The sequence below is a fragment of the Syntrophobacter fumaroxidans MPOB genome (assembly GCF_000014965.1).
Lineage (GTDB): Bacteria > Desulfobacterota > Syntrophobacteria > Syntrophobacterales > Syntrophobacteraceae > Syntrophobacter > Syntrophobacter fumaroxidans.
Map to the genome: position 1 here is coordinate 41,890 of NC_008554.1, position 11,894 is coordinate 53,783.

The window sequence follows — 11,894 nt, forward strand, 5'->3', positions numbered from 1 at the left end:
TTGTTTCGAGAAGGCAAAGTGAAAATGTGAAACCTTTCTCTTGACTTCAGGGTGAAGGCGTCTATACTGGCGGTGGTTATGTCAAGCCGGATACAACGATTCAGTGGAGTCCCTTTGCTGTCGGGTCCGCGAACAGGGCCGCTTCGGAAGCTTGATGCGCCGGGTTTGCCCGGGTGTGGGAGTGCCGATGAGAGGTCCGGAGGAGGCGTGGCCGGAAACGAGGGAGTCTTTCGGGTCAGGGGGTCGGATCGGCGGTTTGAGGGCGCCGGCCCGGCGGTTGTCAAGCGGTTACCGGGAAATTGTCTTCACGAACACACACAGAAAGAGGGCCTATGAAAGACGATATCATCACTCTCAAGGTCAACGGGAAGGATTTCAAGGGAAGGGAGGTCAAGGGAAAAAAAGGGCAGACGGTCCTCGAAGTTCTTCGGGCCAACGACGTTCATGTGCCCACCCTGTGCTACCATCCCCAGATGCCACCCTACGGGGGATGCAGATTGTGCATCGTCGAAATCGAGAACATGCGCGGTCTCCCGCCTTCCTGTACCACCCCCGCAACCGACGGGATGGTTGTGAACACGCACTCACCCAAGGTGGTCGGGGTGCGTAAAACGGTGCTGGAACTGCTCCTCGCCTACGGGGACCACAATTGCCTGCTGTGCGAGCAGACGGGCAGCTGCGAGCTCCAAAACCTGGTTTACGAGCACGGCATCGACCATGTTCGCATCAAGTCGCAATTCGTTCCCAAGATCAAGGACGATTCACATCCGATGATCGTCCGCGACCACAACAAGTGCGTGCTGTGCGGCCGCTGCGTCAGGGCCTGCCTGCAGGTGCAGGTGAACGGCGCCATCGATGTCGCGGCTCGCGGTTCGGATTCCTACATCACGACGTTCAACAACACCAACCTGATGGAATCCAACTGCGTTTCCTGCGGTCAATGCGTTCAGGCATGCCCGGTGGGTGCCCTGACCGAGAAAAAGTCGAGGTTCAAGGGCCGGGCGTGGGAGATGGAAAAGGTCCGCACGACCTGCCCCTACTGCGGCGTGGGCTGCCAGATGTGGCTGCACGTCAAGGACGGCCGGATCGTCAAGGTCACGGGGGTCGAGGACGGCGCTCCCAATGAAGGCCGGTTGTGTGTGAAGGGCCGCTTCGGTTATGACTTCATCTATTCGGAAGAGCGGCTGAAGACGCCTTTGATCAAGGAAAACGGTGCGTTTCGTGAGGCTTCATGGGACGAGGCGCTCGATCTGGTCGCAAAGAAGTTCACGGAAATCAAGAAAAAACACGGTCCGGACGCCATCGCGGGGGTGAGCTCGTCGCGCAGCCTCAACGAAGACTCCTACCAGATGCAGAAGCTGTTCCGCGCGGTGATCGGAACCAACAACATCGACAACTGCGCACGTACCTGACACGCTCCAACCGTCGCCGGTCTGGCGAAATCTTTCGGTTCCGGAGCAATGACGAACTCGTTCGGCGATTTTGCGCGGGCGAAACTGATTCTGGCCATAGGCACCAACATGACGGAAGCGCACCCCGTGGCTTCGAGTTTTGTGAAGAACGCGGTGCAGAACGGTGGGGAACTGATCGTGGTGGATCCGCGCCGCACGGGCCTTGCCGATCACGCTTCCCAGCACCTCCAACTCCGCGTGGGCAGCGACATCGCGCTCCTCAACGGCCTGATGCACGTGCTCATCACGGAGGATCTCTACGACAAGGAATACGTCAAGAACTGCTGTACGGGTTTTGACGAGCTGAAAAAGAAAGTCATGGAGTATCCGCCGGAGCGGGCGGCCGAGATCTCCGGGGTCGACGCCGAGACCATCCGGCAGGTCGCGCGCAAGCTCGCCACGGTGCGCCCGGCCATGCTGGCTTACACGCTGGGCATCACCGAACACACCTGCGGCATGAACAACGTGCTGTCCTGCGCGAACCTGCAGATGCTCCTCGGCAATGTGGGATTCGAATGCGGCGGCGTCAACCCGTTGCGCGGCCAGAACAACGTGCAGGGAGCCTGCGACATGGGCGCTCTGCCCAATGTTTTCCCCGGGTATCAACAGGTGGCGGATCCCAAGGCGAGGGCGAAGTTTGAAGCGGCCTGGAACGTCAAGGGACTTCCCGACAAACCCGGTCTGATGATGCCGCAGATGATGGACGGCCTGGCGTCGGGGAAGGTCAAGGCCTTTTACATCTTCGGTGAGAACCTGGCCAATACCGAGCCGGACATCCGGCACGTGGAGCACTGCCTGGATTCGGCCGAATTCCTGGTCTGCAACGATATCTTCCCGACGGAGACGACGCGCTTTGCGGACGTCGTATTTCCGGTCGCTGCCTGGAGCGAGAACGACGGAACCTTCAGCAACAGCGAGCGGCGGGTGAGCCGGGTGCGGACCGTGAGCGAACCGCCGGGTGTGGCCAAGCCCAACTGGTGGGTTTTCAAGGAAATCGCCCGACGCATGGGACAGGAGTGGGCGTCTTCAAGCGCGCAGGAACTGTGGGACAATGAAATCTCGGTGCTGGCTCCGGCTCTTGGCGGAATCAAGTATCGGCGCATCGAGAAGGATGGTCTGCAGTGGCCCGCGCCGACCGAAGAACATCCGGGAACGCCGACCTTGCATCGGGACGGCAAGTTCACCTGCGGACTGGGGAATCTGGTTCCTGTGGACTGGACACCCCCGGCGGAGGTGCCGGACAAGGAGTATCCGTTCGTGCTCAGCACGGGCCGGCGGCTGTTCCACTACCATACGCGGACCCAGACGGGAAGGTGTGAGGGATTGAACGACCTTCTGGGCGAAGAGACGGCCGACATGTCCCGGGAAGACGGCATCGCCATGGGAATTCAGGTCGGCGACAAAGTCCGGGTGAAATCGCGCCGCGGGGAAGTGGTGGTTACGGCCAATCCCACCGACCGCGTTCCGAAGGGCATGGTCTGGATGGCCTTCCATTTCCGCGATGGCTGTGCCAACTGGCTGACCAACCCGGTCTTCGATCCGGTCACGCAGACCGCGGAATACAAAGCCTGCGCGGTCAAGATCGAAAAGGCCTGATCGCAGGCCTCGGGATTTCATCGGCGGGCGGGGTTTATCCCCGCCCGCCGTGCCTGAGGCCCACGGATTCTTGTTCTTTGAACCGGGCGGCATGTGATTGTGACGATCAGGGGCAAACCCGCCGCTCCGGCGACCCGCCGGGGCGGAAACGCGCAACGAAGCAGGAAAGTCATCGTCGTCATCCCGACGCACACCGAAATCCAACGGAACAATCCTTAGTCCGGGTCTCGACGGGGAAGCGGTTGCACCCGTCAGGAGGCCGAAATCCGGGGGAAATGGCCCGGGATGCGGGCGGCACAGACATAAGGGTTGTATTATTGTTGGCATAACGGGTATACTCCCATGAACGGGGGAAAACCCTGGAGAGCTCTGATATTGAGGTGCGTTCAAGATTATACGACACCTGCCCGGTGGGAGGTGACGCGGGTGGGATAAACCCCGCCCCGATATGGTTGCCAGACGTAGTGAGAGGTGACGGAGGCGTGATAAACGCCGCCCGTGCGGACCGATGCGCCGGTCAGACGTATACAAGGGGAGGGCTTTATGCCCTCCCGCCCGATGCGATCATCTTGAACGCAGTTATCCATGATGCTGCGCCTCACGTGCGAAGCGTGAAAAAGTTTCACCCGAGAGTTTGTTATACAGTGTAATTGTCCATGGCGCCCGCGTTACCCGCGAAGCCTGAAAAAGTCTCACCCGGGAATCTGTTTTCCAGGTAACCCGGTTTGAGACTGGTGGAAGAAATCCTGAATCGGCATGAAGATGCGGTGGGAATTCGAAATGAAAATAGGACGGTATTCGTACGACGAGTATCTGGAACTGGTGAAATCTTTCCATGGCTATGCAGCGCCCGGCCTGATGATGGGCGGGGTGATGGTGGATTTGGCTTTGAGCCGCATGCCCGAAGGCGTGTTGTTCGATGCCGTGTGCGAAACGGCGAGTTGTCTGCCGGACGCCGTTCAGTTGCTCACCCCCTGCACGGTGGGGAACGGATGGGTGCGAGTGCTGAACCTCGGCCGGTATGCGCTGAGCCTTTATGACAAGAGCACGGGCAGCGGGGTGAGGGTCTTCGTGGATGCGGCCAAGATACGTGCCTGGCCGGAGGCGGAGGCGTGGCTGTTCAAACTGAAGCCGAAAGCGGCGCAAGATACCGGGCTCCTTCTCAGGCAAATCAAGGAAGCGGGCTACGGGATCTACGGGGTGCAGGACATCCGAATCCAACCGCAGTTCCTGGTGCGGCACCACAAAGGCAGCATCGGCACCTGCACGCTCTGCGGGGAGCCTTATCCGGCCGACGATGGAGGGATTTGCCGGGGGTGTCAGGGAGAAGCTCCCTATGCGGTTCCCGGGGAAGTTGAATCGGATGGCTTCCCGGACGGTCCGGATCTCCTGGCGGTGCCCGTGCAGGACGCCGTGGGCCGATCCATGCTGCACGACATGACCCAGATTCTGCCCGGAAAAAGCAAGGGAGCCGCCTTCCGGCGCGGCCAGCAGATATCGGTGGGCGACCTGTGCCGGCTGCAGCAGATGGGCCGGCAGAGAGTCTACGTGGACCAGGGCAATACGCCCGACGGCGAATGGATTCACGAAGACCAGGCGGCACTTGCCTTCGCTCGGGCCATGGCGGGCGAGGGCGTGCGGTTCGTCGAGCCTCCCAGGGAGGGGAAGATCAATTTCGTGGCGGACCGCGACGGCCTGTTCCTCGTGGAAGAGGAGTCCCTCGAAGAGTTCAACATGGTCGCCGGGGTGATGTGCGCCTCGCGAAGAGGATACACCCTGGTGCGAAACGGCAGGATGCTCGGCGGGACCAGGGCCATTCCGCTGTATCTGCCTCGTTCCGCTTTCATGAAGGCTTTGGCCGTCCTGCGCTACGGACCGCTCTTTCGAGTTCTGCCCATGCGCAAGGCCCGGGTCGGCATACTGGTCACCGGGAGCGAGGTGTTTCAGGGACTCATCGAAGACCGCTTCATTCCGATTATCGGGGCAAAGGTCGAGGCGCTGGACTGTAAAGTGGTCAAGGCGGTGATTGTTCCGGACGACCGCGTGGCAATCCGTGACGGCGTGCACGAGCTTGTGCGGGCCGGTGCCGACCTGCTTGTGACCACCGCCGGGCTCTCGGTGGATCCCGATGATGTCACGCGCCAGGGCCTGAAGGATGCCGGCGCAATGGATATGCTCTACGGCGCTCCGGTCCTTCCCGGAGCCATGACTCTGCTGGCCCGCATCGGTTCGGTGCAGGTCATGGGCGTGCCGGCCTGCGCCCTCTATTTCAAGACCACGAGCTTCGACCTGCTTTTTCCGCGCCTGCTTGCGGGAGTGGACATTGCCCGCCGCGATCTGGCGAAGCTCGGGCACGGTTCGTTCTGCTTGGAGTGCAAGGCCTGTACCTTTCCCAAATGCCCGTTCGGGGGCTGACGGGTCTGTCGAACGAGGGAGGTGGCGATGCCGTCGCAATCGCAGGAGGACTCTGCCGCCCGTCCTGCAAGGCGGTCCGAGTCCAAGGGGAAGACCAAACCCGTGGAGGTTCTGAATGAACCGACCATCCGGCTGCATATTTGGCTGGAAACGGGCGATGGGGTGTTTTTTGGCGCCGGGCGAGCGTTCCTGCTGGAGAAAATCGAGGAGCACGGATCGTTGCGCAAAGCGGCCGAGGATCTCGGAATGTCGTATCGCGCCGCGTGGGGTAAAATAAGAAAAACCGAGAAGGTTCTCGGTGTCAAGCTGATCGCGCAGTGCCGCAGCAAAAAGGAGGGACACAATTTGACCGAGGAGGGAAGGATGCTCAAGGAGAAATACCTCCTCTGGTTCCAGGAAATCGAGCGGGAAGCCTTGCGAAAAGCCGCGGAAATCTTTCCCTGGCCCGTGCGAGGGTACAAGGAAAAGGGCGGGGACAAGTTCCTGAGGCAATGATCGCGCTCTCCATGGCCCTTGGCCCCATGGAAGCGCTGTTCACATCCATGGTTTGAAGGAGGATGCGGAGAATGCAAACCCTCAAGCACATGACGGCAAGATTCAAGGACAACGGGCTGTTCTCCGCCGAGAACGAGCTGGCGGTGGAGGAGCTTCTTGAAATCTATGTCGATGATTCGCCGTATGCCATCACCATGCGCCTCCCGGGAGACGATATCAACCTGGCGGCCGGCTTCTGCTTTACCGAGGGGATCATCCGATCCTACGACGACATTGCGTCCATCGAACATTGCGAGGCCATTCCCGGGGAACGCAGAGTGATGGTCCACCTCAGCCGGGACCGTAAGAGGGCGAAATCGGTGCGCAAAGAGCGCGCGGAGTACCTGAGCAAGTCCAGCTGCGGTCTTTGCGGGAAGCGTGAGGCCGAGGAGATCTTCGACGACATTCCCCCTGTGGAAACCTGTCGCCATATCGAGCTGGAGGAGATCCTGCGGCTCAAGGATGTTTTCGAAGGCCGCCAGGCCATTTTCCCCCGGACCGGCTCCACCCATTCGGCCGCGGCGTTTGACGACCGGGCGAACCTGCTTGCTTTCGCGGAGGATATCGGCCGTCACAATGCGTTCGACAAGGTGATCGGGGCGCTCCTGAAGACCAGGGAACTGGGAAAGGTTTTCCTGGGCGTGGTTTCCTCCCGGTTGAGCTTTGAAATGGTGCAGAAGGCCGGCGTCGCGGGCTTTGAGGTTTTCGCCGGGTTGTCGGCCGCCACGAGCCTGGCGGTGGCCATGGCCGACCGGCTCAACATGACCCTGATCGGCTTTCTGCGCGAGAAGAGCATGAGCATATACACCCATCCCGAAAGGGTCCTTCGCTGCTGAACAGCGGGGTTGTGCATTTATGTACGCAACCGACCTCGAAGTCTCCCCCCCGGCCGGTTTGTTCCGTCAAATCCAGACCTTTCGCGTTCCGTTCGACTCTTTGGAGGCCAGGTTTGCGCCTTATGTGTTTAAATTAACATATTGAAATCATTAACTAATTGTTCTAGGTATCACAAGTATGAATAAGGATGGAACGCGGCGGTTTTGTGACACACGGTCGGAAACCGGGCGGATGTCAGGGAAACTTATGTAATTCTTCCGAAGGTTTACACGAGAGGAGGAGAAGAACATGGGAGTCACACGACGTGAGTTCCTTTTGATCTCCGGCACCATGGGGGCCGGTCTGGCGCTGTCGTCTCTGGGAGTCGACATGCGCCCGATCATGGCCCACGCGGAGGAACTCAGTAAGATCGAGAAGGTGAAGAGCGCCAAGCAGACCTACTCGCTCTGTTACTATTGTTCGGTAACGTGCGGGTTGATTTGCAGCACCGATCAGAAAACCGGCAAAATCATCAACATCGAAGGGGATCCGGACCATCCCGTCACGGAAGGATCGCTTTGTGCGAAAGGTGCGGCAAGCCTTCAGATGTCGGCCCGCAACGAGCATCGTTTGACCAAGGTCCTCTATCGCAAGCCCGGCGGCGACAAGTGGGAACCCAAGACGATGGATTGGGCTCTGACCGAGATCGCAAAGAGAATCAAAGCCACCCGCGACAAGGACTTCATGGTCAAGAACGCAAAAGGACAGGTCGTCAACCGGTTGGAGAGCATCTCGCATCTGGGCAGTTCCAAGCTGGACAATGAAGAGTGCTGGATGGTGACCGCCGCGGTGAGGGCACTCGGCCTCGTCTACATCGACCACCAGGCCAGAGTCTGACACGGTCCGAGCGTAGCGGCTCTGGGAGAGTCGTTCGGACGTGGTTCAATGACGAATCATTACATCGATATCAAGAATGCCGACGTTATTTTGATCATGGGCAGCAACGCCGCGGAGATGCATCCGATTTCCTTCAAGTGGGTGCTGCGGGCCAGGGAGGAGAGAGGAGCCAAGATCATCCACGTGGATCCCCGTTTCACCAGGACTTCAGCCCTGGCGGATCATTACATCGCCCTGAGGTCGGGTACCGACATCGCTTTTCTCGGCGGGATGATCAAGTACATTCTCGAGAACAAGAAGTATTTCGAAGAGTACGTAAGGGATTACACCAACGCCTCCTTCATCGTGGACGAGAAGTTCAGTTTCAACGACGGTCTGTTCTCGGGGTACGACCCTGCCGCGAGAAAGTACGACAAGTCGACGTGGGCCATCAAGGTGGATGAGAAGGGCATTCCGCAAAAGGATCCGACCTTTGAGAACCCGCGGTGCGTGCTGCAGATGCTGAAGGCTCATTACTCCCGGTACGACATTGACAAGGTTTCCTCGATCACCGGCACGCCGGTGGAAGATCTCAAGACGGTTTATGAACTGTACGCCTCGACGGGAGTCAAGGACAAAGCCGGAACGGAGCTCTACGCCCTCGGCTGGACGCAGCACACCGTCGGCGTTCAGAACATCAGGGCCATGTCGATCATTCAGGGCCTGCTGGGCAACATGGGTATCGCCGGAGGCGGGATCAACGCGCTGCGCGGCGAGCCGAACGTCCAGGGATCGACCGACCATGCGATCCTTTCACACATTCTTCCGGGCTATTTGAAGGCGCCTGTGGCCTCTCTGACCACCCTGGAGGAGTATTTGAAGAAGAACACGCCGAAGACCAGCGAACCTCAATCGGCGAACTGGTACCAGAACACGCCCAAGTACATGGTGAGCCTCTTGAAGGCCTGGTACGGAGACAAGGCCGTCAAGGAAAACGATTTCGGTTATGCCAACGTACCCAAGCTCGATGATGGGCAGGACGCGACGGTTCTGAACATGATCGACAAGATGTATGAGGGCAAGATCAAGGGATTCACGTGTATCGGCCAGGATCCGGCCGTCAGCCTGCCCAATGCGAACAAGGTGAGGCAGGCCTTTACGAAGCTGGACTGGATGGTGCATGTGAACATCTTCGACAACGAGACCGCGTCATTCTGGAAAGGCCCGGGCCTGGATCCGAAGAAGGTCAAGACCGAGGTCTTCCTGCTTCCGGCGGCGGCATCCATGGAGAAAGAAGGCAGCATGAGCAACAGCGGGCGCATGCTGCAGTGGAAATACACGGCCGAGAAGCCCCCGGGAGACGCACTGTCGGTAGGGGACATCCTCTATCGACTGGTGAACAAGTTGAAGGATCTCTACAAGAAAGAGAAGGGCGCATTCCCTGACCCGATCGTCAACCTGGTGTGGAATTATGGAGATGCCAAGGGCCACTACGACGCCTTGGCGACTTCCAAGGCGGTGAACGGGCTTTTCCTGGAGGATGTGACCATCGGCGACAAGACGTTCAAGAAGGGGCAGTGCGTTCCCGGTTTCGGCAATCTGCAGGCCGACGGGAAGACTTCCTGCGGCAACTGGATCTATTCCGGAGCGTTCGCCGCGGACGGGACCAACCTTATGGCCCGCAGGAAGAAGGACGACCCGACGGGCCTCGGCCTGTACCCTGAATGGGGCTGGGCCTGGCCGGTCAATCGCCGGATCCTTTACAACCGGGCTTCGGTGGATAAGAACGGGCAACCCTTCGATCCCAGCCGTCCCCTTCTAAAGTGGGTGGACGGGAAATGGGTGGGTGATGTTCCGGACGGCCCCTGGCCGCCTCTGAGCGACAAAGAAAAGGGAAAGCTGCCGTTCATTATGAAGCCGGACGGCGTGGCCTCCCTCTTCGGGCCGGGGCTGGCGGACGGACCCTTCCCCGAGCACTATGAGCCGCTCGAGGGGCCGCTGGCCAAGAACCCGATGTCTTCGCAACTGAACAATCCGGCCATCAAAATATTTACAAAGGAGTGCGACCTGTACTCGGGGTGCGATCCCAAGTTTCCTTTCGTCTGCACCACATATTCCTGCACGGAACACTGGTGCACCGGCGCCGAGACCAGATGGCAGTCATGGCTCACGGAAGCCCAGCCGGAGGCCTATGTCGAAATCAGCAGAGAGCTTGCCGAGCTCCGCGGCATCAAGAACGGGGAGAGGGTCCGGGTGGAGTCTCCACGCGGCAAGGTGGAATGCGTGGCCATGGTGACCACGCGGTTCCGTCCCTTCCAGGTCGGCGGGCAGACGATCCACCAGGTGGGGATGACCTTCAACTACGGCTGGCTTTTCCCCAAGGATTGCGGTGATACCGCCAACCTGCTGACCCCCACCGCCGGTGATGCGAACACCATGACCCCGGAATATAAAGCCTTCATGGTCAACGTGACGAAGGTGTAGGAGGAGTGAGACATGTCGAAGGGAAAATCCATAATGGTCGATACCTCCAGGTGCACCGCCTGCCGTGGCTGCCAGGTGGCCTGTAAACAATGGAACGGTTTGCCCGGCACGAAGACCAAGCAGGTGGGCACGTATCAGAACCCCCAGGACGTCTCCGCGGAAACGTGGAAGCTGGTCCGGTTTTCGGAGGGGATCAAGGAAAACGGAAAACCCTACTGGTATTTCTTTTCGGAGCAATGCCGGCATTGCCTCGAACCGCCGTGCGTGGATTCCATCGGCGGATACCAGCCGGAGGGTGCGACGAGGGATGAGGCGACGGGGGCGGTGATCTTCAAACCGGCATCCAAGGAGGCGCCTTTCGAGGAAGTCAAGGGCGCCTGCCCGTACAACATTCCTCGCCAGGACGCCAAGAGCAAGGTGTTTTTCAAGTGCACCATGTGTCTTGACCGAATCACCAACAACAGGATCCCGGCGTGCGTCCAGAGTTGTCCCACCGGCGCGATGGCGTTCGGGGAGCGGGACGCCATCGTCGAAATGGTGAAGAAGCGCGTCGAGGAGTTGAAGAAGACCTATCCCAAAGCGATGGCGCTCAACCCGGACGAGGTCCGGGTGATCTACATCGTCACGGACGATCCGAAGAAGTACCATCAGTACGCGGTGGCATGAGGAAGAGAGGGGTGCTTCCAGTCGGGGGAGCGCCCCTTTCCTTGCGAAATCGCGACGGACGACGGTTGTCGGAAGAGGAGTATCTCATGGAACAGGAATCCCTGGCGGCAAGAGCCGCGGGAAGAGTAGCCGATGCGTTGAAGAAGACCTCGGAAGAAAACCGTTATCTCCGTACGGTGCTGGCGCCCTTTGCCGGCCTTCTGATGGAGCAGGCGCGCTGGAAAGCCGAGCTGCCCGAAACGGAGGCCGGAAATGCCCTCGCTCCGGACGCGACGAGGTTCGGCAACGGAATCCCGGTGACGGACAGGCAGAGCCTCATTTGCCTCGGGGATTTGTGGAAAGAGGCCGCCGAGCGCCTCGTTCCGCCCTTTGCCGATGGGTTTGCCGAAGTCGCCGATGGGCTCAGGCGGCTGCAGTACGCGATACTCAAGGGCGGGTTCGATCCGGACTCCTACTGGAGCCGCGTGCTGAAGAACCGGAATGCGGCAGTGCCCGACGAGGTCCGAGCGATCGGTCTGGAACCCGAGGTTCTCCAGTTTGCCCTGATCCAGTTGGCGAAGCCGGTTGTGGAAAGACGTGCCGAGGGTTTACAGCCCCTGATCAAGAGCCTGACCTGGAACAAGGGATACTGCCCGATCTGCGGATCGCTTCCCGAATTGAGTCTTCTCAAGGGCAAGGAAGGGCATCGCTGGCTGCGGTGCGCGTTTTGTGCGGGTGAATGGCGTTTTCACAGGACCACCTGTCCGAACTGCGAAAGCCAGAAACCGGACGACATTGAATTGTGCTACGTCGAAGGCAGGGAACACGAAAGGGTCGAGTTGTGCCACAATTGCATGACCTACGTGGTGAGCGTGGATGTCAGGACCCTCGCCGACGAGATCGTTCCCGAAGTCGCGCGGTTGGGCCTGTTGCACCTCGACGCCATTGCCCAGAGAAGAGAATTTCGACCCATGAACCCGACCGGATGGACGAAATCGGCACCGGCGGGCGCCGCCGCGGATGAGGCAAGCGGCCGCGCATCCGGGGCTTCAGGGGGCACCATGCTCCACTAGCGCG

Annotated in this window: 7 protein-coding genes; all 7 read left to right on the forward strand. The window is 59.7% G+C overall.

From position 1 onward, the window contains the following. Positions 1–332 precede the first annotated feature (332 nt). The 7 genes from fdhF to SFUM_RS21180 all read left to right on the forward strand — a co-directional run bounded on the left by fdhF (position 333) and on the right by SFUM_RS21180 (position 11,890). Entirely contained in the window at positions 333–3,047 is a 2,715-nt protein-coding gene (fdhF, locus tag SFUM_RS22265; RefSeq protein ID WP_083763874.1) for a formate dehydrogenase subunit alpha, read from the forward strand. Between the two features lie 780 nt (positions 3,048–3,827). Then, positions 3,828–5,462, forward strand: a complete 1,635-nt coding sequence (locus tag SFUM_RS00180) for an FmdE family protein (protein ID WP_011696908.1) — start codon at positions 3,828–3,830, stop codon at positions 5,460–5,462. A gap of 27 nt (positions 5,463–5,489) precedes the next feature. Next, entirely contained in the window at positions 5,490–5,957 is a 468-nt protein-coding gene (locus SFUM_RS00185) for a winged helix-turn-helix domain-containing protein (RefSeq protein ID WP_011696909.1), read from the forward strand. A gap of 71 nt (positions 5,958–6,028) precedes the next feature. Beyond that, positions 6,029–6,832 carry a formate dehydrogenase accessory sulfurtransferase FdhD gene (fdhD, locus tag SFUM_RS00190; protein ID WP_011696910.1) on the forward strand — a complete coding sequence of 268 codons (804 nt, stop codon included), beginning with the start codon at positions 6,029–6,031 and terminating at the stop codon, positions 6,830–6,832. 289 nt (positions 6,833–7,121) lie between these two features. Continuing rightward, complete coding sequence (fdnG, locus tag SFUM_RS00200; RefSeq protein WP_150109390.1) at positions 7,122–10,172, forward strand: formate dehydrogenase-N subunit alpha; 3,051 nt, start codon at positions 7,122–7,124, stop codon at positions 10,170–10,172. A gap of 12 nt (positions 10,173–10,184) precedes the next feature. Then, a complete protein-coding gene (locus tag SFUM_RS00205; RefSeq protein ID WP_011696913.1) occupies positions 10,185–10,838 on the forward strand; it encodes a 4Fe-4S dicluster domain-containing protein in 654 nt (217 codons plus the stop codon). 86 nt (positions 10,839–10,924) lie between these two features. Continuing rightward, positions 10,925–11,890, forward strand: a complete 966-nt coding sequence (locus SFUM_RS21180) for a formate dehydrogenase accessory protein FdhE (protein ID WP_049766240.1) — start codon at positions 10,925–10,927, stop codon at positions 11,888–11,890. The last annotated feature ends 4 nt before the right edge of the window (positions 11,891–11,894 follow it).

What these genes read in the sequence shown, in the direction of transcription:
- SFUM_RS00180 (WP_011696908.1), top strand. Translation starts at nt 3,828, where the DNA reads ATGAAAATAGGACGGTATTCGTACGACGAGTATCTGGAACTGGTGAAA.
- SFUM_RS00185 (WP_011696909.1), top strand. Translation starts at nt 5,490, where the DNA reads ATGCCGTCGCAATCGCAGGAGGACTCTGCCGCCCGTCCTGCAAGGCGG.
- fdhD (WP_011696910.1), top strand. Translation starts at nt 6,029, where the DNA reads ATGCAAACCCTCAAGCACATGACGGCAAGATTCAAGGACAACGGGCTG.
- SFUM_RS00205 (WP_011696913.1), top strand. Translation starts at nt 10,185, where the DNA reads ATGTCGAAGGGAAAATCCATAATGGTCGATACCTCCAGGTGCACCGCC.
- SFUM_RS21180 (WP_049766240.1), top strand. Translation starts at nt 10,925, where the DNA reads ATGGAACAGGAATCCCTGGCGGCAAGAGCCGCGGGAAGAGTAGCCGAT.